At 65.3% G+C, this 21,260-nt stretch carries 18 protein-coding genes; 16 read left to right on the top strand and 2 right to left on the bottom strand.

From position 1 onward, the window contains the following. Positions 1–15: 15 nt before the first annotated feature. The 11 genes from E1956_RS31940 to E1956_RS31890 all read left to right on the top strand — a co-directional run bounded on the left by E1956_RS31940 (position 16) and on the right by E1956_RS31890 (position 12,672). Positions 16–864, top strand: a complete 849-nt coding sequence (locus E1956_RS31940; protein WP_134756751.1) for an SDR family NAD(P)-dependent oxidoreductase — start codon at positions 16–18, stop codon at positions 862–864. 50 nt (positions 865–914) lie between these two features. Beyond that, complete coding sequence (locus E1956_RS31935) at positions 915–1,652, top strand: SDR family NAD(P)-dependent oxidoreductase (protein ID WP_134756750.1); 738 nt, start codon at positions 915–917, stop codon at positions 1,650–1,652. A 23-nt stretch (positions 1,653–1,675) separates the two neighbouring features. Continuing rightward, positions 1,676–2,986, top strand: coding sequence for an MFS transporter (locus E1956_RS31930; protein WP_134756748.1), 1,311 nt, complete (start codon positions 1,676–1,678; stop codon positions 2,984–2,986). A 148-nt stretch (positions 2,987–3,134) separates the two neighbouring features. Beyond that, on the top strand, positions 3,135–4,259 hold the full coding sequence (locus E1956_RS31925) for a porin (RefSeq protein WP_134756746.1): 1,125 nt from the start codon (positions 3,135–3,137) through the stop codon (positions 4,257–4,259). Positions 4,260–4,289: 30 nt separating this feature from the next. Next, entirely contained in the window at positions 4,290–4,661 is a 372-nt protein-coding gene (locus E1956_RS31920; RefSeq protein WP_134756744.1) for a BON domain-containing protein, read from the top strand. A gap of 86 nt (positions 4,662–4,747) precedes the next feature. Next, on the top strand, positions 4,748–5,131 hold the full coding sequence (locus tag E1956_RS31915) for a carboxymuconolactone decarboxylase family protein (protein WP_134756742.1): 384 nt from the start codon (positions 4,748–4,750) through the stop codon (positions 5,129–5,131). 183 nt (positions 5,132–5,314) lie between these two features. Then, positions 5,315–8,248 (top strand): molybdopterin oxidoreductase family protein, encoded by a 2,934-nt coding sequence (locus E1956_RS31910; protein WP_134756740.1) that lies wholly within the window; start codon positions 5,315–5,317, stop codon positions 8,246–8,248. 15 nt (positions 8,249–8,263) lie between these two features. Beyond that, a complete protein-coding gene (locus E1956_RS31905; protein WP_134756738.1) occupies positions 8,264–9,010 on the top strand; it encodes a 4Fe-4S dicluster domain-containing protein in 747 nt (248 codons plus the stop codon). A 24-nt stretch (positions 9,011–9,034) separates the two neighbouring features. Next, positions 9,035–9,988: a dimethyl sulfoxide reductase anchor subunit family protein gene (locus E1956_RS31900; RefSeq protein WP_134756736.1), complete on the top strand. Its 954-nt coding sequence runs from the start codon at positions 9,035–9,037 to the stop codon at positions 9,986–9,988. 969 nt (positions 9,989–10,957) lie between these two features. Continuing rightward, complete coding sequence (locus E1956_RS31895) at positions 10,958–12,046, top strand: sensor histidine kinase (RefSeq protein ID WP_167760187.1); 1,089 nt, start codon at positions 10,958–10,960, stop codon at positions 12,044–12,046. After that, positions 12,043–12,672 carry a response regulator transcription factor gene (locus E1956_RS31890; protein ID WP_134756732.1) on the top strand — a complete coding sequence of 210 codons (630 nt, stop codon included), beginning with the start codon at positions 12,043–12,045 and terminating at the stop codon, positions 12,670–12,672. The genes E1956_RS31895 and E1956_RS31890 overlap by 4 nt, the downstream gene beginning before the upstream one ends. 33 nt (positions 12,673–12,705) lie before the next feature. Here the strand turns inward: E1956_RS31890 and E1956_RS31885 are convergent, their stop codons facing one another. Both E1956_RS31885 and E1956_RS31880 read right to left on the bottom strand, forming a co-directional pair. Next, positions 12,706–13,446 (bottom strand): acetoacetate decarboxylase, encoded by a 741-nt coding sequence (locus tag E1956_RS31885; RefSeq protein WP_134756731.1) that lies wholly within the window; start codon positions 13,444–13,446, stop codon positions 12,706–12,708. A gap of 5 nt (positions 13,447–13,451) precedes the next feature. Then, a complete protein-coding gene (locus tag E1956_RS31880) occupies positions 13,452–14,615 on the bottom strand; it encodes a patatin-like phospholipase family protein (protein WP_134756729.1) in 1,164 nt (387 codons plus the stop codon). A gap of 251 nt (positions 14,616–14,866) precedes the next feature. On the opposite strand from E1956_RS31880, the gene E1956_RS31875 reads away from it, so the two are divergent. From E1956_RS31875 to E1956_RS31855, 5 genes are all read left to right on the top strand, one after another. Beyond that, positions 14,867–15,253: a response regulator transcription factor gene (locus tag E1956_RS31875; protein ID WP_134757921.1), complete on the top strand. Its 387-nt coding sequence runs from the start codon at positions 14,867–14,869 to the stop codon at positions 15,251–15,253. Positions 15,254–15,322: 69 nt separating this feature from the next. Next, on the top strand, positions 15,323–15,994 hold the full coding sequence (locus E1956_RS31870) for a lipid-binding SYLF domain-containing protein (protein ID WP_197732927.1): 672 nt from the start codon (positions 15,323–15,325) through the stop codon (positions 15,992–15,994). A gap of 181 nt (positions 15,995–16,175) precedes the next feature. Beyond that, positions 16,176–16,619 carry a YMGG-like glycine zipper-containing protein gene (locus E1956_RS31865; protein WP_134757919.1) on the top strand — a complete coding sequence of 148 codons (444 nt, stop codon included), beginning with the start codon at positions 16,176–16,178 and terminating at the stop codon, positions 16,617–16,619. 207 nt (positions 16,620–16,826) lie between these two features. Further along, positions 16,827–18,029: an efflux RND transporter periplasmic adaptor subunit gene (locus tag E1956_RS31860; protein WP_418789330.1), complete on the top strand. Its 1,203-nt coding sequence runs from the start codon at positions 16,827–16,829 to the stop codon at positions 18,027–18,029. Between the two features lie 11 nt (positions 18,030–18,040). Then, on the top strand, positions 18,041–21,259 hold the full coding sequence (locus E1956_RS31855; RefSeq protein ID WP_134756725.1) for an efflux RND transporter permease subunit: 3,219 nt from the start codon (positions 18,041–18,043) through the stop codon (positions 21,257–21,259). Position 21,260 lies beyond the last annotated feature (1 nt).

The following is a 21,260-nucleotide window of genomic DNA, read 5'->3' as shown; positions in this document are numbered from 1 at the left end:
CGCGAGGAGAACGCGATGGAGCTGGAAGGAAAGGCAGCAATCGTCACCGGCGCCGGCCGTGGCGCAGGCGTTGGCATCGCGCGCGTCATGGCGCGCGAGGGCGCGCGCATCGCCGTCGTGGACCGCGACTTCGACGCGGCGCAGCAGGTGGCGGCGGCGCTCGTCGCGTCTGGCGCACAGGCGCTCGCGATTCGCGCGGACGTCTCGAAGAAGGCCGATGCGCAAGCGATGGCCGAGCAAACGCAGGAGGCATTCGGCGCCATCGACATCCTCGTGAACAACGCGGGCGTGGGCGGCACGGCTTCATTCATGCGCGACGTCACCGAGGAAAACTGGGACCGCGTGATGGACGTGAACGCCAAAGGCATCCTGTTCTGCTGCCAGGCGGTGCTGCCGGCCATGACGGCGCGCGGCAAGGGCAAGATCGTCAACATCGATTCGATTGCGGGCATGCGCATGGCGTTCTTCAGCAGCGTCGAATACACCGCTTCGAAGCACGCGGTCACAGGGCTCACGCGCCATCTCGCCTGGGAGCTCGCGGACCTGCGCATCAACGTCAACGCCGTGTGTCCCGGCGGCATCCTCACCCCCGCCATCGAGACCTATGCCACGCCCGAGCGTCGCGCGGCGATCGTCGAGCGCGTCGTGCCGCTCGGACGCTTCTGCGCGCCGGAGGACATCGGCGAAGCCGTGTGTTTTCTTGCGAGCGCGCGCGCCGATCTCATCACGGGGCAATTGCTCGCCGTCGACGGCGGCGCGCTCACGGGATACGGCGAGGACTTGCGCGCGGTGCTGCGCACACGCGTGAGCGAAACCCGGGCCGCAGCGCAGCCTCAGGCAACAGCCGCGGCAAAATCGGGTTGACGCTCGCCCGCTATAGCATCAAACAATAAAAGACACATTCGGAGACAACAATGCAGACGCAAGAACCGCAGCTACGCGGCAAGGTCGCCATCGTGACCGGCGCGGGCAGAGGGATCGGCCGGGCCATCGCGCTCGCCTACGCGCGCCAGGGCGCGGCGGTGTGCTGTGCGGCGCGCTCGCTGGGGCAGGTGCAGGAGACGGCCGCGCAGATCGTGGCCGAGGGCGGCCGCGCGCTGGCGCTCATCACGGACGTCACCGACTTCGCGAGCGTCGAGCGCATGGTGAACGAAACCGAGCAGGCGTTCGGCGGGCTCGACATCGTCGTGGTCAATGCGGGCGTGGGTGGCGGCCAGCAGACGGTCGAGGCGAGCGACCCGCAAACGTGGCGCACGACCATCGAGGTGAACCTCGTGGGCGCCTACTACTGCGCGAAGGCCGCGGTGCCGGCGCTCAAGCGGCGCGGCGCCGGCAAGATCATTGCGATCGGGTCCGGTCAAGGGCAGCGCGGCAGAGCCGGCATTTCCGATTACGCCTGCTCGAAGGCCGGACTCTGGATGCTCACGCGCGTGCTGGCCCAGGAGCTGGCGCCCCACAACATCAGCGTCAATCAACTGATTCCGGGCCCCGTGCTCACGGAGATGACCGGCGACCTGCTGGCGCGCAACACTTACGAAGGCGAGTGGGCCAAGTCGCCCGAGGACGTCGCGCCGCTCGCGGTGTTTCTTGCCGCGCAGCCCGAGCCGGGACCGACCGCGCAGAGCTTCAGCCTCATGCGCCGCGATGCTTGACAATTAAGGAGACGAAAGTGGGAATGCATGTGACCGCCGCGCTGGGAGACGCCCACGCGGGCGCACCGTCCGTATCCCGGGCTTATGCCTGGACTGTCTTCGCACTGACCTTCGGCCTGCTGCTCGCCGACTACATGTCGCGTCAGGTGCTCAACGCCGTCTTTCCGCTGCTCAAGGTCGAATGGCTGCTCACCGATACCCAGTTAGGATCGCTGAGCAGTGTGGTCTCGGTGATGGTGGGCCTGCTCACCTTCCCGTTCTCGATTCTCGCGGACCGCTGGGGCCGCGTGAGAAGCCTCGTCCTCATGGCCGTGCTGTGGAGCTTCGCCACGCTCGGCTGCGCGGTGTCCGCGAACTATGGGCAAATGTTCGCGGCGCGCTTCTTCGTGGGCGTGGGCGAGGCCGCCTACGGTAGCGTCGGCCTCGCGGTCGTGCTGAGCGTCTTCCCGGCGCACCTGCGCGCCACGCTCTCGGGCTCGTTCCTCGCGGGCGGCGCCTTCGGCTCCATGCTGGGGATGGCGTTGAGCGGCATCGTGGCCGCGCATTTCGGCTGGCGCTGGTCGTTCGCCACGATGGCGGTGTTCGGCCTCGTGCTCGCCGTGATCTATCGCCTCGTGGTGACCGAGCGGCGCCTCGCGCCCGAACGCGCGCTCGCGTCCGGCGGCGTTGCGCGTGCCGCGCGGACCCGCTTCACGCCGCGCGGCCTCGCGCTTGCGCTGTTCGCCTCGAAATCGGTGGTCTTCGCCTATCTGGGCTGCGGCGTGCAACTGATCCTGCCCGGCGCCATGTTCGCGTGGCTGCCGAGCTATCTCGTGCGCGCCTATGCGATGCGGATCGACCACGCGAGCGTGCTGGCCGCCGCCTTCGTGCTCACCTCGGGGATCGGCATGATCACGTGCGGGGTGCTGACCGACCGCATCAGCCGCCGCAACCCGGCCCGCAAATGGACGATGGCGGTGGCCTATTGCGTGCTGGTGGGCGTGGCCATGGCCACGGCGTTCCACCTGCCGCCGGGGCCGTTGCAGCTCACGCTGATCGGCATCGGCATGTTCCTCGCCTCGGGCGTGTGCGGCCCGACCGGCGCGCTGGTGGCCGAGCTCACGCCGCCCTCGATTCACGCGACGGCCATGGCGCTCTGGGCGCTCGCCAACAACCTGCTCGGCCTCGCCGCGGGCCCCGTCATCGCGGGCATGATCGCCGACCGCATGGGCTTGCACGTGGCGCTCGAATGGATCCCGTTCGCGGCGATCGGCTCGGCGCTGCTGTTCGTGCTCGGCAAGCGCCGCTACGCGGACGATCTTGCACGGATCGGGGCGGCGCAGCGCGAGCCTTGAATGCTGCCGCTATCAAGCCGAAACAAACGGCAGTGATCGATCGGAAAGAACCACAACAAGACAACAATAAGAAACAGCCGTTGATTAGAAGGAAGACAGCGGGCCCAAAAGAAACAGGCGGCCTTGACAATAGTTTGGAGGAGACAGCATGAAACGGAAGTTGAGCGTCCTGGCCGTACTCGCGGTCATGGCCGGCGCGGCGCACGCGCAATCGTCGGTGACGCTATACGGCGCCATCGATACGGGTCTGTTCTATCAAAGCACGGGCGCGACTTCGTTCGCGTCGAACGCGAAGAACCTGGGCCACGTCTACGCGTTGAAGGACGCGGGCATCTATGCAAGCTTCTGGGGGATCAAGGGCACCGAGGACATCGGCGGCGGCTACAAGGTCAATTTCCGGCTGCAAGGCGTGTTCAACAGCGGCACGGGCAAGCTCGGCCTCGCGGACACGACCGGCGGCACGGCCATCTTCAACCAGCAGACGACCGTTGGCGTGTCGGGGCCGTTCGGCTCGATCGACCTGGGGCGGCAGTACACGCCGATGATCTACGCGATGGCGGACACCGACGTGCGCGCCGCGCAGTACTTCGGCAGCATCTTGAGCGCGTGGCTCGGGCTCAATCAGGCCGGAGGGTGGAGCGGCACGAACACGAACGTGCCGATTGGCGCGCTTTACGACAGCAATGCGATCGTCTACCAGTCGCCGAAGTTCTACGGCGCTTCGGTCGGGCTCGAATATGCGCCGGGCGGCGTGCCGGGGCAAATCCAGGGCGGCACGCGCGAGTCGGCCGTGCTCAGGTATTCGAACTATGGCCTGAACCTGGCCGCCGTCTACTACAACGCCCACGATACGAACCTGCCTGCCACCACGCCGGCCACCGGGCTCGACAACAACCGCTTCTACTATCTGGGCGCGAAATACACGTTCCACTCGGTTTCGGTGTCGGCTTCCTATGGCATCGGCAAGAATCCGTCGAATACCGGGCAGTCCGACTATGAGATGATTTCGGGCGGCCTTGGCTACCAGTTCACGCCCTTCTTCAAAATCACCTCGGGCTTCTATTATCTGAAGGACCGCAACAACTCGGCGAACCATTCGAGCGAATACGCGCTCGGGGCGGAATACGGCGTGTCCAAGCGCACCCTGCTATATGCTCAGGTGGGCTACGTGGCGAACCACGGCACGATGAATCAGACGATCACCTACGGCGAGCCCGTCGCACCGGGCGTCTCGACCACCGCGGCGATGCTCGGCATTCGCCATACCTTCTGATCCCGCAGTTCGGCTAACCGGAGCATTCCCATGAATAAAAAAGGATTCCTGCGTATTGCTGCGACTGCCACGGTCGCTGCGTTGCTGGCAAGCGGGTCGGTGGCCGTCTGGGCCCAGGGTAGCGAGACGGCGGGCGCATCGGCGGCGCCTGCCGCTTCCACGGCCAAGGAGGTGAGACAGGCGAACCGCGCGCTGAGTCGCAAGGTCTATGCGGCGCTGGCCAAGCACAAGGAGATCGATGCCGGCAACATCAGCGTCGTGGCGCGTGACGGCGCCGTGACGCTCAACGGCACGGTCACGGACGCCGCCCAGATCGACAGCGTGGCGGCCATAGCGAAGACCGTGCCCGGCGTGAAATCGGTGGCCAACCGGCTATCGGTGCAGCGGCCGATGGGCGAGTAGCCCGGCGGGCGAGCAGAGCCTTTCTTCAGACGAAGAGCCGGCGCGCTCGCGCGCCGGAGCACCCACGCCCGAACGAGGACATCCGCATGACCCCAGACACTGAATCCCAGGCACCGGCCACGCCGGTTTGCGACGCGATGCGCGAGCGCGGCGCATGGAACCCGCTTTGGGATCCGTTCGCCCAGCTCGACGCGGCATGGACCGAGAAGTTCATGGCGCTCGCCGTCGTGCCGCAGGCGGTGCTCGACCCCAAGACAATCGAGTTCATCTCCATCGCCGTCAACGCCGCCTGCACGCACATGTACGCACCGGGCGTGCGGCGGCATATGCGGCGCGCACTCGATTTGGGCGCGACGCCCGAGGAAATTGTTGCGGTGCTGCAAGGCGTCGTGACACTCGGCATCCATAGCATGAGCCTCGGCGCGCCTATCCTGCTCGAAGAGCTCGAACGGCGCGGCCAGCGGCCATAAGAGGCGCAAGGAGGTCTTTCCCCGGGGCCGGATGCCCGGCCCCAATGCGACCCAAACGGCAACCATAAGGCCAGCCGATAGAACAGATCGCGAATCGCGACTTTTATTATGTTGACGGGGTTTATACGATGAGAGGGCAATCACACACATGCCGCCCCCATCGCAGGCGGACCGGGAGGAACGATGGAGCACAAGGCCCGCACCCAGAATGAGCAGCTCGAAATCAAGACCACGACCTGCTACATGTGCGCCTGCCGATGCGGTATTCGCGTTCATCTGCGCGACGGCGAGGTTCGCTACATCGACGGCAATCCGGAGCACCCGCTCAACCAGGGGGTGATCTGCGCGAAAGGCTCGTCGGGCATCATGAAACAGTATTCGCCCGCGCGTCTCACGCAGCCGCTCATGCGCAAGCGCGACGCCGAGCGCGGCACCGCACAATTCGAGCCGGTCTCGTGGGATGTGGCGTTCGACGTGCTGGAGAAGCGCCTTGCCCACCTGCGCGCCACCGACCCCAAGAAGTTCGCGCTCTTCACCGGGCGCGACCAGATGCAGGCCCTGACCGGCCTCTTCGCCAAACAGTTCGGCACGCCTAATTATGCGGCGCATGGCGGCTTCTGCTCGGCGAACATGGCGGCCGGCATGATCTACACGATGGGCGGCTCGTTCTGGGAGTTCGGCGGCCCCGACCTCGACCGCGCGAAGCTGTTCTTCATGATCGGCACGGCGGAGGACCATCACTCGAATCCGCTGAAGATTGCGCTTTCGAAGTTCAAGCGCGCCGGCGGCCGCTTCATCGCCATCAATCCGGTGCGCACCGGCTACGCGGCCATTGCCGACGAATGGGTGCCCATCCGTCCCGGCACGGACGGCGCGCTCTTCATGGCGCTGATGCGCGAGCTGATCGAAAACGGCGCCTACGATCACGAGTTCGTCGCGCGCTACACGAACGGCGCGGAACTGCTCGACCTGCGCGCGGAAAGCGACGCGTATGGCCTCTTCGTGCGCGACCCCGGGGTGGAAGAGCGCAACGCGCTCTTCCCGCAGAACCACCTGTGGTGGGACCTCGAAACGCAGCGTGCCGTGCCGCATCACACGCCGGGCGCACGCCCGGCGCTGGAAGGGCGCTATACGCTCGAGGACGGCACGAGCGTCGCGCCCGCGTTCACGCTGCTGCGCGAGCGCATGGCCGAGTGCACGCCGGAATGGGCCGCGGAAATCACCGGCATTCCCGCGGATACGATCCGCCGGCTCGCGCGCGAAATGGCCGAGGTGGCGCGCGACCAGAAGATCACGCTGCCGATCCGCTGGACCGACGCGTGGGGCGAGACGCACGAAACCGTCACGGGCGTGCCGATCGCGTTTCATGCGATGCGCGGCCTCGCGGCGCATTCGAACGGCTTTCAGTCGATCCGCGCGCTGGCCGTGCTGATGTCGCTGATGGGCACGATCGACCGGCCGGGCGGCTTCCGCCACAAGTCGCCGTATCCGCGTGCCGTGCCGCCCTCGGCGAAACCGCCCAACAAGCCCGAGGACGTCAAGCCGAACACGCCGCTCGCCAGTGGCCCGCTCGGTTGGCCGGCCGCGCCCGACGACCTGTTCATCGACGAAAACGGCGGCCCGGTGCGCATCGACAAGGCGTTCTCGTGGGAGTATCCGCTCGCCGTGCACGGCCTGATGCACAGCGTGATCACGAACGCGTGGCGCGGCGACCCGTATCCGATCGACACGCTGCTGATCTTCATGGCGAACATGGCGTGGAACTCGTCGATGAATACCGTGGAGGTCCGCAAGATGCTGGCGGACAAGCACGAGAACGGCGAGTACAAGATCCCGTTCATCGTCGTCTGCGATGCGTTCCAGTCGGAGATGACGGCTTTCGCCGACCTGATCCTGCCCGATACGACCTACCTCGAGCGCTACGACGCGATGTCGATGCTCGACCGCCCGATCTCGGAGTTCGACGGCCCCGTGGATTCCGTGCGCGTGCCCGTCGTGCCGCCCACGGGCGAGTGCAAGCCCTTCCAGGAAGTGCTGGTCGAGCTCGCGGGACGCCTGAAGCTGCCGGCCTTCACCACGCCGGAGGGCGGGCGCAAGTATCGCGACTATCCCGACTTCATCGTCAATCACCAGACGGCGCCGGGCTCGGGCGTGGGCTTCCTGATCGGCTGGCGCGGCAAGGACGGCAAGGACGCGCTGGTGGGCGAGCCCAATCCGCGGCAGTGGGAGGAGTACGCGAAGCACAACTGCGTCTATCACTACACGCTGCCCGAGACCCTGCAATACATGCGCAACTGCAACGGGCCGTATCTGGACTTCGCCGTTGAGAAGGGCTTTCGCAAGTTCAATGAGCCGATCGTCATCGCGCTCTATTCGGACGTGATGCAGAAGTTTCGCCTCGCCGCTCAGGGCAAGACCAAAGGACGCCAGCCGCCGGACCATCTGCGCGCGCGCGTGGAGCAGTATTTCGATCCGCTGCCGTTCTACCATGCGCCGCTCGAGCACGCCGCCACCGATCATGCGAAGTACCCGCTCGCGGCGCTCACGCAGCGCCCGATGGCGATGTATCACTCGTGGGATTCGCAGAACGCATGGCTGCGCCAGATTCATGGGGAGAACTATCTATACATGAATCCGGGCACGGCCGCCGCGCAGGGCATCGAGGACGGCGCGTGGATCTATGTGGAATCGCAATGGGGCAAGGTGCGCTGCATGGCGCGCTATAGCGAGGCGGTGGAGCCGGGCACGGTGTGGACGTGGAATGCGATCGGCAAGGCGGCCGGTGCATGGAACCTCGGCCCGGACGCCAACGAGTCGCAGCGCGGCTTCCTGCTCAATCACCTGATCTCGGACGAGATTCCCGCGGCGAATCGCAATGGGCGCGTATCGAACTCCGATCCCATCACGGGGCAGGCCGCGTGGTACGACGTGCGCGTGCGCATCTATCCCGCCGAGCACGACGCCGATCACACGCTGCCGCAGTTCGCGCCCATGCAGGCCTTGCCCGGCGTGACCGGCACGGGCGTGGGCGGCATGCTCCAGCGCGTCGTGCAGACCTATTTCGCGGGACGCGGCGAGTTCGCGCGTCGCCTGCGCAAAACCACACAAGACCATTGAAGCAAGGAGCACGCTATGACACAGATGGCGCTCGTAATCGATCTGAACGTCTGCGTGGGCTGCCACGCCTGCGTGACGAGCTGCAAGGAGTGGAACACGTCGGGCGAGGCCGGCAGCCTCTCGGACATCCGCCCTTACGATGCGGATCCCTCCGGCACGTTCTTCAATCGCGTGCAGACCTTCGAGGCCGGTGTGTTCCCGCTCACCGACACGATTCACTTCCCGAAGTCGTGCCTGCACTGCGAAGATCCACCGTGCGTGCCGGTCTGTCCGACCGGGGCCAGCTACAAGCGCAAGGAAGACGGCCTCGTGCTGGTCGACTACGACCGCTGTATCGGCTGCAAGTACTGCTCGTGGGCCTGCCCCTATGGCGCGCGCGAACTGGACGAAGAGCGCAAGGAGATGACCAAGTGCACGCTCTGCTTGGACCGCATCCATAACGAGGCCTTGCCCGAGCGCGACCGCAAGCCCGCATGCGTGCTCGCCTGCCCGACCTCGGCGCGCCTCTTCGGCGACATCCACGACCCGGACTCGGTGGTGTCGAAGGCGATTCGCGAGCGCGGCGGCTATCAGCTGATGCCCGAATGGGGCACCCGGCCCGCCAATCACTATCTGCCGCGCCAGAAGGTGTCGTCGTGCGGCAGCGGATCGTGCTCGTGCAAGGGCGAGTCCGCCGACGATGCGCCGGCTTCCCTCGAATCGCAGGTTGAACGCGGCGAGCTGCACCTCGCTTCCATTGCCTCGCGTCCCGCAACGCATTAACCTCCCGCGGACAAAGGAACCAACATGAATCCGGCATTTTCCGTGGTGTTTCTCACCACCTTGATTGGCGCGGCGCAGGGCCTCGTGATCGCGCTCGTGGGCGTGGAAGCGGCGGGCCAGCTCGGCCTCGGCGCTGGGGCGGCGGTGCCGCAGCTCTTCTATGTGGTCGGGGCGGCGCTGGCGTGCGTGCTCGGCGCGGCGGGGCTCGTTGCGTCGTTCTTCCACCTCGGGCATCCCGAGCGCGCGTGGCGGGCCATTGCGATGTGGCGCACGTCGTGGCTCTCGCGCGAATGCCTGTGCCTGCCGCTGTTCCTCGCTTGCGCGTTCGCCTACGGCGTCGCGCATTTGTGCGGCTTGCCTTATACGCTCGCGATCGGCGCCGTTGCCGTTGTGGCGAGTGGGCTGCTGTTCGTCTGCACCGGCATGATCTACGCTTGCCTGCGCTTTCTGCAGGAATGGGCGACGCCGCTCACGCTCGTCAATTTCGCGCTGCTCGGCTGCGCCTCGGGCTTCACGCTGGCGACCGCCTGCGCCGCGTGGCTGGCGCCTGGGCTGGTCGGGCCGCTCGCGCTGCTCGCTTGCCTGCTGACGCTCGGTGGATGTGCCTCGCGTGTCGCCTCGCTCAAGCGCAATGCGCGGCTGCGACCCAAATCGACGGTGCAGAGCGCAACCGGCATTCGTGGCGCACGCGTCGAGCAGAAGTCGCGCGGGTTCACGGCCGGCGCATTCAATCTGCGCGAGTTCTTCCACGGCAAGACGCCGGCCACGCTCAAGCGCATCAAGTGGACGTTCCTCGTGGCCGCGTTCGCCGTGCCGTTCGTGCTCGTGGCGTTCGGTGCGAACGTGCGGCCGGTGGGGGCTTCATTGGCCTTGCTGTGTGCCGCCGCCCTGATTCAGTACGCGGGGCTCGTAGCGGAGCGGTGGTTCTTCTTCGCCGAGGCGCGGCATCCGCAGAATCTCTATTATCGTCAGGCGTAGTGGGCACGCTCGAATCGAACGCTGAGGATATTGGCAAGGCCGCCTGACCAGACCGAGGGTTCTGGTTCAGGCGGTTTTCATTTTCTGGTAAATAAATAGATATCCTGATTATTGTTTGGGGTGCTGAAGACGCCTTGCAGTGCGCGCCCCGCGCCGGCATAAATCCTTCACGAAGTGCCTGTACGATAGCCTCGATTCGCACACGCTGCGTGCGCGTGCGAGCAGGCAACGATGATTGTTTGATTACCTCTGGCAGAGATTCCGCGATGAGCATTCAATCGCGCGCATGAAGCGACTTTGATGTGAGTGCACTATTAATGCGATGGGTCGATTTCCAGGGAGATCGAATCGAATCGTTGTGCGCGGCATTAATCTGAATTAAGCGAAACTATAATCTAGCCAGACAGTGTTGCCGCTCATGCGGGTGCTGTAACAAGTACCGAAATATTTTCTATCGGTAAGTTAAAAATGTCTATGATCTACTAGTATTGCCTTCATGGTGACCGCAGGTGATGGACGATCGCGTTGCAGCGATGTTGCTGTCATGTGGATCGTCTCGATCAGCTTTTCGCGCCCGGTAGCAGGTCGAGCGCCGCAAAAGCATGACGCGAATGAGCGGTTGCCTTGCAGGTCGTCATTGAGCTCGCTTCGAACGTTGCGGCCGCGAACGTGCATCCTGAACGATCGGGATGAGTGCGGCGCATGTTTGCAGACCGGGAGCTATTCGCCATGCAGAACGGCATGTCAGATTGCGGACTGGTGCCGACAGTTCTCGCTGCCATGATCACGTGGTGCCGCGCATCGCAGCGTCCGCGGTTCCGTCCTCTTGCTGTCCTGACCGGGGTGACTCGATCCGTTCGGCGCTTGAGCAGGCACTGGGCGCCCGAAGCACGGAGGGCGCTCGCACCGCAAAACCGCGCACACAGGCAGCACCTCGGGGGCGTCGACCCGTTCCTCGCCGGTACGCCCATGCGCGAAGCACTGGAACTCGTGCCGATCGCGATTCTCGCCATCGACGAGGCTGGCACGATCATGTTCGTCAATGAGAAGGGGGCCGAGCTGTTCGGCTACCACGGCGACGAACTGAGCGGCGCGCGCGCGAGCCTGCTGATTCCCGAATGGCGCGCGCAGGGCTCGCACGCGGTGGCGGCGAAGCACGCGTCAGCCGACTCGGCGCTGCGCACCGTGATTGCGCGCCGCCACGACGGCGCTGAATTTCCCGCCGAGGTCACGACGCGTCCCTGCCGCGTGGATGGCGTGCCGACCCTGCTCGCCGTGGTCGTGGAGCGCAGCGAGCGCAACGAACTGCACCGCAACCGCCAGGAGCTCGCGCATCTGACGCGCGTCTCCGCGCTCGGCGAGCTTGCCGGCTCGCTCGCGCATGAACTGAATCAGCCGCTCACCGCGATCCTGTCCAACTCGCAGGCCGCCCAGCGCTTCATGGAAGCGGACCCGATCAACTTGCGCGAAGTGCGCGAGACGCTCAAAGATATCGTCGCCGACAATCGCCGCGCGGGCGAGATCATTCGGAAGATGCGCGCACTCGTCAGGAAGTGCGACATGGAATGGCAGCCGGTCGACGTGGGCGGCGTCGTGCGCGACGTGGTCTCGCTCATGCACAGCGACGCCATCGTGCGCGGCGTGCGCACGACGATCGAGATCGCCGGCGCATTGCCCACGGTGCTCGGCGACAAGGTGCAGTTGCAGCAGGTGCTGCTGAACCTGATGCTCAACGCGCTCGACGCGGTGCAGGAGTGTCCGGCCGGATGCCGCCTCGTGACGGTGCAAGCGGGCGTCGAGCCAGGCGGCGACGTGCGCCTTTGCGTGCGCGACTGCGGCCGTGGATTGACGGTGGACCAGATGGACAAGATCTTCCAGCCATTCTTCACGTCGAAGCCGCATGGCCTCGGGCTCGGGCTCTCGATCAGCCGCAGCATCGTTGGCGCGCACGGAGGGCGCGTCTGGGCCGAGAACAACGCCGAGGGCGGCGCCGCCTTCTATGTTTCGCTGCCCGCCGGTCGCGCGAGCGGAGCGAACTCCGCAGGCTCACGGCCATGACTGACTCGTCGCCCCGCGTGTTTGTGGTTGATGACGACGATGGCGTTTGCCGCGCCCTCGGGCGCTTGCTGCGCTGCGCCGGGTATCGCGCCGAAGTCTTTGCCTCCGCGCGCTCGTTCCTGGCCGATGCGGACTTCACGAGCGAGCCCGCCTGCCTCGTGCTGGATTTGCAGATGCCGGAGGTGAACGGGCTCGAGTTGCAGCGCGAACTGAACAAGAGCCTGCCGATCGTATTTCTGTCCGGTCACGGCGATATAGGCACGACCGTCAACGCCATGAAGGCGGGCGCGAGCGATTTTCTGACCAAGCCGGTCAACGATACCGAACTGCTCGACGTTGTGGAGCGCGCGCTCGCCCGCGCGAGGCAGATGCACGAAGAGCGGCGTGGGCTCGCGGAGATCGAGCAGCGGCTCGCGACCCTCACGCCGCGCGAGCGCGAAGTGATGGCGCTTGTGGTCACGGGGCGCCTGAACAAGCAGATTGCATTTGACCTTGGCATCGCCGAGAAGACGATCAAGGTGCATCGCGCACGCGTGATGGAGAAAATGAAAGCGGACTCGCTGGCCGACCTGATCCATCTCGCCGACAAAGCGAGTGCCGCCGGGATCGCATACGCGGTGCACTGAGCCCACGCGCGCCCGCGTTGCGCGCCGTCACCCTCACGCTGCGAGATAGTCGTGCACCACCGTGCCGAGCCCGAGCGTGAGGTCGCTCAGGATATGCACGCCGGAAATCACCTCCAGCACGGGCAGCGCCGCGACCGGCGCGAGCGCGTGATGGAACAGTTCGAGTGCGGCGGGGCCGTCCCACGCGCCCTTGATGGTGATGTCTTCGCAAAAGTAGCGAACCAGTTCGCAGATCCGCACCGTGCCATCCACGTGCGGAATGATCTTGAGCAGATAGTTGGGCGCCGAGAGCGACGCGAGTATCTTGTCGTGCGGCAGGGCGCGATACTTGTAGCCCATCGTGGCAACCGCGATCGGCACCGGCCCGTAGCGCAGCACGCCGCCAATCGTATCCTTCTCGACGCGCAGCTGGGGCGACGCAAGCTTCTTCGGAAACCCCCAGATTTCGCGTCCGCCCGCTATCGGTGCCATGTCGTCGAGATACATGGCGTGCACGTAGCCGCCGGACTCGCCGTTGAACCGTACCGGGATCACCTGCCCGCTCTCGGTGTAGTCGCCAAAGCCGGTCGAATCGGGCATCCGGATGAATTCGAACTTGACGATTGGATCAGTCATCTCCAGCGGCGCGGGGATCACCGCGGCGAGCGCGTCCGGGTCGGTCCGGTAGGTCACGATCAGAAACTCACGATCGACGAAACGATACGGACCCGGCGCAAACGCCGGGCTCGTGAGTGGCATCGCGAATGCGCGCTCCTTCACTTCGGATTCAGTCATCGTCGCTACTCCTTTTGAGCGTGTTCCATCGGCGTGAGGTCGCAGACGTGAATGCCTTGCGCCATCTCCGTCGCATTGCGCCACGCCTCGGTGGCGATCGCATGGCGCACGTCGCCATGACCGCCTTCCCATAGTTCCAGCACGGTGGCGCGCGAGAACTCGTAGTCCTTGAAGTCGGACGAGCGCGTGTCGTGGCGGTTGGTGAAGCGCACGAGCAGCACCTCGCCGCGCGTGCTGATCGCGGCCAGCCGCTCGACGTCGGGATCGGATTGCGCATTGGCGGGCAGCATCGCCAGCACGTGCCGCAGCGACGCGCGCAGCTCCTCCTGCTGCTTGACCCGCGCCGCGTTGAAGCGCACCTTGCTCGCGTACTGCAGGTCCTTCATGCGCTCCTGGACCTGATTCATGTTTTGCGGGAACGGGCCCGCGCCGCTGAACAGATCGATCTGCAGCACGAGGCCGCTTTCGCGGTAGGCCTCGTCAACCACGTACCACAGCGGCGTGTTCGACGAGATGCCGCCGTCCCAGTACCATGCGCCGTCGACCTGCACGGGCGGAAAGCCGGGCGGCAGCGCGCCGCTCGCCATCACGTGCTCGGGCCCGAGACGCATCCTCGTGTTGTCGAAATACACGGATTCCCCGGTGCAGATGTTGACCGCGCCGAGTGACAGGCGCACCGCCTGGCTGTTGATGAGATCGAAGTCGGCAAGCTCGGTAAGTGTTGCGCGCAGCGGCTCCGTGTCGTAGAAGCTCAGCGCGCCGGGCGAGCCCTCGGGCGCGAGCAGCGGAGAGAGCATGCGGGGTGTGAAGAATCCTGGGACCCCGAATGAAATCGCCGAGGCGGCGCTATACAGGTTGAAGAGCGGACGCATCGTGTCGAGCGACGAAAGCAGTGTGACAGGCGCCCATGCCGATGAGCGCTCCCAGAATTCGCGCAACCGCTCGACGCGGCGCTCGGGCGGATTGCCCGCGATCAGCGCCGCGTTGATGGCGCCGATCGACACGCCAGCAACCCAGTTCGGAGCGATGGCCGCTTCAGTGAGCCCCGCGAAGACGCCAGCCTGATACGCGCCGAGCGCGCCGCCGCCTTGCAGCACGAGGACCGTGTTGGTGAACCTGCCCGCGGGCAGCGTGGGGATGGACGATTCCGCTTTGCGTGTACGGGCCATGGCTGTCCCCGGCGGTGGGCAATCCTGCCTGTGCGGCGCGCATGGGGCGGCGCGTCGCGACTGTGATCGAGAGGGTCCGTAAAGCGTATGTCGCTCAGGCCGCGCGGACAATTGGACCTTGGTCGTACCCATGAGGGGCCTGTCGCTTGCGTGTTGGACCAAAGGCCTATACCGGTTGTGCCTCGGGCCGCATAGCCTGAATCTCAAGGATCGCGGTTACATGGGTAACTGCCGAGTCTGGACTTCGCATGATGGGTGATCCAGATCCATTTGTGGCCATTGTCGACGACGACGAATCGGTGGGCCGGGCGATCAGGCGTCTGCTGCGCTCCGCCGGGATCGGTGCGGACGCGTATTTGAGCGGCGAGGAGTTTCTGGACACGCTGTCTTCAATGCCCTCTTACCGGCCGGACTGCGTGATCCTCGACATCCAGATGCCGGGGCTCAATGGGCTGGAAGTGCAGCAGCGTCTTGGCGGCAGCGGCATCCCCGTGATTCTGATCACCGCTCACGACGATGTCGGCGTGCGCGCGCAGGCGCTTGCGTCGGGGGCGTTCGGCTATCTGTGCAAGCCTTTTAACGATTCGCTGCTGATCAAGACGGTGCAAGCGGCGCTAGGCATTGCGCCGGCGCCATGAACCGGGAGAGAGGGGCGGCTGGGTATGGGACCAAAGTCCCATTGAGTTTGCCACTAACAGCTACCAGACTTGACCACGAAGGGCCGTGCAAGCCATTCGGGGTCCTGTTCATTTGAAATCGCAACGGGAGTCGGCATCATGATCCAACCTGTTCACAAGCTGGCGATCCTCTCTCTCTTCACGCTGCTCGCAGCGTGCGGCGCCACGCAGCAGACGTCCATGATTGACTCGGGTGGTCCGTCGCAGACTGTCGCGCAGGCCGATCCGACGCTCGACGCCGATTGCAAGGCGGCGCTGGCGTCACTGTATGCGAATACGCCGCATGCGCAGGACCTTGGCAAGGAGGCGAAGGGCATCCTGGTCTTTCCGCAAGTCATCAGGGCGGGATTCATCGGCGGCGTCGCGCACGGCGCGGGCATTCTGTATGAGAACGGCAAGGCCACGGGCTCGTATGCCACGACCTCGGGCACGTTCGGGATGCAGGCTGGCATTCAAACTTACGGGTATGCCATGTTCTTCATGACGGACAAGGAACTGAACGACGTGAAAACGAACCCTGGCTTTAGCGTGGGTGTTGCTCCGACGATCGTGATTGCGGACCAGGGTACGGCGAGGAACCTGAACACCACAACGCTCCAGTCCGAGATCTATGCGTTTATTTTCAATCAGAAGGGACTGATGGCCGGATTGGGCCTGGAAGGGTCGAAGATCACCAAGATCAGGGATTTTTCACCGTCGTGATGAAACCCGCAGCTGCCTGAGAGTCGTGTGTGAGTGTGAATAAATTCGGATGACGAATCAAGTTGTAAGGCGATAGAGGCGATACATGAAGCGGCCGTCAAAACCGTCGAACGGTGCGCGAGCGGGCGTCCAGCCCGTGGGCGGCCTGCCGGGCATCGGCAGGCGCGCGGCGGGCGCGCTGATGTTGACGTTCGCGGCGTTCGCATGGGCGCAGCAGCAGCCCATTTTCTACCCGGCGAAAGGCCAGAGTGCGCAAAAGCAGCACAACGACATGACGCAGTGCCAGGGCTGGGCGAAGCAGACCACGGGTGTCGACCCCGTCGCGCTCGCGCAGCGCTCGGCGAACCAGCCACCGCCGCCGGGTCCGCAAGGCCAGCGGCTCAGAGGCGCGGCCGGTGGCGCCGCGCTGGGCGCGGCGGCTGGCGCGATCGGCGGCGACGCGGGCAAGGGCGCGGCGATCGGCGCGGTCACTGGCACGGTGGCCGGGGGCGTGCGCCAGCGGCGCGAGACGCAGGCCTACAACCAGCAGGAGCAGGCGGTGCAGCAGAACACGCAGAGCCAGCTCGCAACGTTCAATCGCGCCGTGACGGCCTGCATGAACGGGCGAGGCTATACGAGCCAGTAGCATCGAATGCGGGTGGAGGATTGCGGCCATGAAGAGCTGGGTCACAGCGGCATTCGCCGCTTGTATCGCGCAGTCGCAGGATGCCTGCGCCGCCCACTTGTGACGCGCTGCGGGAGGTCTTTCATGAGCGACCCGTTGTTTCCCAACCCTCGACGGTTACGTGGCTTTGCGACTCTCGGGAGCCTCCTGCCGCCGATCCTCGTCGTCATGGCGATGGCCTTGTTCGCGGGCTGCAAGAAGGCGTCAGGCCCGCCGGCGCTCGGCGCGCCAGAGGTGACGGTGATGACGGTCGTCGCCCAGAACACGCCCGTCGATCTCGAGTTCACGGCGCAGACGCAGAGCTCGCGCGAAGTCGAGATTCGCGCGCGCGTGGACGGCTTCCTCGACAGGCGGATGTACACCGAAGGCGAGGAGGTGAGGGCCGGTCAGACGATGTTCCAGATGGACCCGAAGCCGTTCGAGGCCGCACTGCAGACGGCGCGCGGTCAGCTCGCGCAACAGCAGGCGCGGCTCACGGTTGCGCAGCAGAACCTCGCGCGGGTCAAGCCGCTCGCCGCACAGCAGGCATTGAGCCAGAAGGACCTCGACGATGCGATCGGCAACGAGAAGCAGGCGCAAGCCGCGGTGATCTCCGCGCAAGGGCAGGTCGACACGGCGCAGATCAACCTCGGCTACACGACGATCAAGTCGCCGCTGAACGGTCTAGCGAGCTATGCGCGGCAGCAGGACGGCAGCTATCTGATCGCGAACGCATCGGGGCTCCTGACGTACGTCTATCAACTCGACCCGATGTGGGTGAACTTCAGCATTTCGGAAAACGAAATGCTGCACTTTCAGGATCAGATCTCGGCGGGCAAGCTGGTCTTTCCGCCCAATAGCGAGTTCGTCGTCTCGGTCGTGCTGGCCGATGGCAGGGAGTTTCCTCAGCACGGTACCATCAGTTTTGCGAACCCGGCGTTCAGCACCGAGACCGGGACCTTCCTCGTGCGGGCCGTCCTCGCCAACCCGAAAGGCACGCTGAGGCCAGGACAGTTCGTGCGCGCGCGCGTGTCGGGCGCGGTGCGGCCGGATGCGATCCTCGTGCCGCAGCGCGCGGTGTTGCAAGGTGCGAAGAGCCACTTCGTATGGGTGGTCGACGGCGAGTCGAAGGCTCATCAGCGCGTCGTAGAGGTGGGCGACTGGAACGGCGACAACTGGTTCATCACCGATGGCCTGAAGGCCGGCGAGCGCATCGTCGTCGATGGCGCGATCCGCGTCGTGCCCGATGTGGCGCTCAAGATCGCCGGCACGCTCGCTTCGACGCAATCGGGCGGCAAGACCATTGTCGAGAAGGGCGGCGCTTCTGCGCCCGAGGCGCCCGAGGGCGCCCGCCCGATGGCGCAGGGCGCGGCCAGCGGCGCGTCGCAGTAAGGGCGGATCCGATGAACATCTCCCACTTCTGCATCGACCGGCCGATCTTCGCGTCCGTCATTTCGATCGTCATCACGCTGGGTGGCGCGCTGACGTTGTTCTCGCTGCCGATCGCGCAGTACCCGGATGTCACGCCGCCGCAGATCACGGTTTCTGCGACTTACCCGGGCGCGAGCGCGGACGTCGTAGCGAACAACGTGGCGGCGCCGATCGAGGAGCAGGTCAACGGCGCGGACAACATGATCTACATGTATTCGTCCAGCTCGTCGACCGGCAATGTGACGCTCAACGTCTTCTTCGAGATCGGCACCAATCCGGAGCTCGCCCAGGTCGACGTGCAGAACCGCGTGAACCTCGCGCTGCCGCAACTGCCGCAGCAGGTGCAGTCGCAGGGCGTCCAGGTCCAGAAGAAGTCGAACGCGTTCATGATGGTGATTGCGATCTACTCGCCAGACGATCGCTTCGACCCGACCTATATCGCGAACTACGCGAACGTCTATGTGCTCGACACGCTCAAGCGGATCCCGGGCGCGAACCAGTCGGCGATCTTCGGTACTCCAGACTATGCGATGCGGATCTGGCTGAAGCCGGACCGCATGGCGCAGCTCGGCATTACCGCGGGCGACGTGCAGAACGCGGTGCGCGCGCAGAACCAGCAGTTTGCCGTGGGCACCGTCGGCCAGGCGCCAACCGGCAACCCGGTCGAGCAGTCGTTCGCGGTGACGACGACCGGGCGGCTCGCGACGGCCGAGGAGTTCGACAACATCATCATCCGCGCGGCGAGCAACGGCGCGGCCATTGTCCGCCTGAAGGACATCGGCCGCGCCGAGCTGGGCCAGAAGAGCTATTCGAACCGCACCACCTATCAGGGCAAGCCGGCCACGATCATTGCGGTCTACCAGCAGCCGGGCGCGAACGCGCTCGACGTCTCGAAGCAGGTGCACGCGACGCTCGCGGACCTGAAGAAGGCGTTCCCCCAGGGGCTTGACTACAAGATCGCCATGGATACGACGGACTTCACGCGCGCGTCGATCACCGACGTGATCCACACGTTCTTCGAGGCGCTCGTACTGGTGGTGATCGTCGTGTTCGTGTTCCTGCAGAGCCTGCGCGCGACGATCATTCCCGTGCTGGCCGTGCCAGTGTCGATCGTTGGCACGGCGATGGGGATGGCGGCGCTGGGCTTTTCGATCAACATGCTGACCCTGTTCGGCATGGTGCTCGCGATCGGTATTGTCGTGGACGACGCGATTGTCGTGATCGAGAACGTCGAGCGCAACATGACCGTCCACAAGCTGAGCCCGAAAGACGCGGCCAAGCGCGCGATGGACGAGGTGTCGGGCCCGGTGGTCGCGATCGTGCTCGTGATGTGCGCGGTGTTCGTGCCGGTTGCGTTCCTGGGCGGGATCACGGGGCAGTTGTACAAGCAGTTCGCCATCACGATCGCGATCTCGGTGGTGTTCTCGGGCATCGTGGCGCTCACGCTGTCGCCCGCGTTGGCCGCCATCCTGCTCAAGGCTACGCACCACGAAAAGCGCGGCTTCTTCCTGTGGTTCGACACCCGGTTCGCACGCATGACGGCCAGCTACGGGCGCGCGGTCGAGTTCATCATCAAGCGTTATGTCATCGGCCTCGTCGTGTTCGTGGGCGTGATCGTGCTCGCGGTGCTGATGGGCAAGACGATTCCGGGCGGCTTCCTGCCGCCCGAGGACCAGGGCTACCTGCTCGGCGCGATCATCATGCCGGACGCAGCCAGCCTCGACCGGACCGCGGACGTGGGAGACAAGGTCACCGACTACTTCATGAAGCAGTCCGCGGTGAGCAGCGTCACGATCGTGAATGGCTACAGCCTGCTCGACAGCCAGAACAAGAACAATGCGGGCACGTTCTTCGTCGGCCTGAAGGGATTCGACGAGCGCTACAAATTCTCGAACATCAAGGAGCAAAACGCGCGCGCGGTGCTGATCAAGGCCTATGAGACGCTATCGAAGGTCCAGGAAGGCATTGTCGTGCCCGTGAACCCGCCCTCCATTCCGGGCCTTGGCACGACGGGCGGCACGGAGATGTGGATCGAAAGCCAGGGGGATGGATCGATCCAGCAACTCGCGGCCGTCGTGCAGGACTTCGTGGTCAAGGCGAAGGCGCGGCCCGAACTCTCCGGCGTGACCTCGACCTTCAACGCGGCTTCGCAGCAACTGCTGGTGAACGTGGACCGGGATCAGGCGGAGACGCTCGGCGTGCCGGTCGAAGAGGTGTACAGCGCGATGCAGACGATGTTCGGCTCGCTCTATGTCTCGCAGTTCAACAAGGACGCGCGGCTCTGGCAGGTGATCGTGCAGGCCGATCCCCGCTACCGGCTCACGCCGGCCGACCTCGACCAGATCTATGTGCGCAGCCGGACCAACAACATGGTGCCGATCAAGGCGGTGATGACCTACAAGTACGTCACGGGCCCCGACCTGATCACGCGCTTCAACAACTTCCCGGCCGTGAAGATCACCGCGAACGCGGCGCCGGGCTACAGCTCGGGCCAGGTGATCTCGACCTTGCAGGAGCTCGCCGCGCAGATGCCGCCGGGCTACGCCGTCGGCTGGAGCGGCGAGGCATTCGAGGAGATCAAGTCGGGCTCGACCGGCGGCCTCGTGTTCGTGTTCGGGATCATCATGGTGTTCCTGATCCTCGCCGCGCAATACGAAAAGTGGTCGCTGCCGTTCGGCGTGCTGATGGCGGTGCCGTTCGCGCTGTTCGGCGCGCTGCTCGCGATCCTGCTGCGCGGCCTGAACAATGACGTCTACTTCCAGATTGGCCTGACGATGCTGATCGCGCTCGCCGCCAAGAACGCGATTCTGATCTTCGAGTTCGCGGTGCTGAACCGGGAGGAGGGCAAGTCGCCGTACGACGCGGCGCTCGTTGCCGCCGAAGAGCGTCTGCGGCCGATCGTGATGACCTCGCTCGCATTCATCCTGGGCTGTGTGCCGCTCGCCATCGCGCTGGGCGCATCGCAGAACAGCCGCCATTCGATCGGCACGGGCGTGATCGGCGGGATGCTGGGCGCGACCGCGATCGCCGTGTTCTTCATCCCGATGTTCTACTGGGGGATCGAGTCGCTCGGCTCGCGCAAGGGCGGCGGCAAGGCAAACCCCGAGTCGGGCAGCGGGACGCCGCCGGCAGGGTCGGGCGGCTCGGGCTCGCCGCATGTCACGCCGTCCGCGCGGCATGAGGATGACTGAG

It is taken from the genome of Paraburkholderia pallida, from assembly GCF_004524855.1.
Taxonomy (GTDB): Bacteria; Pseudomonadota; Gammaproteobacteria; order Burkholderiales; family Burkholderiaceae; genus Paraburkholderia; species Paraburkholderia oxyphila.
The sequence above is the reverse complement of the archived record's forward strand: the minus strand, read 5'-3'. Positions and strand labels throughout refer to the sequence as shown.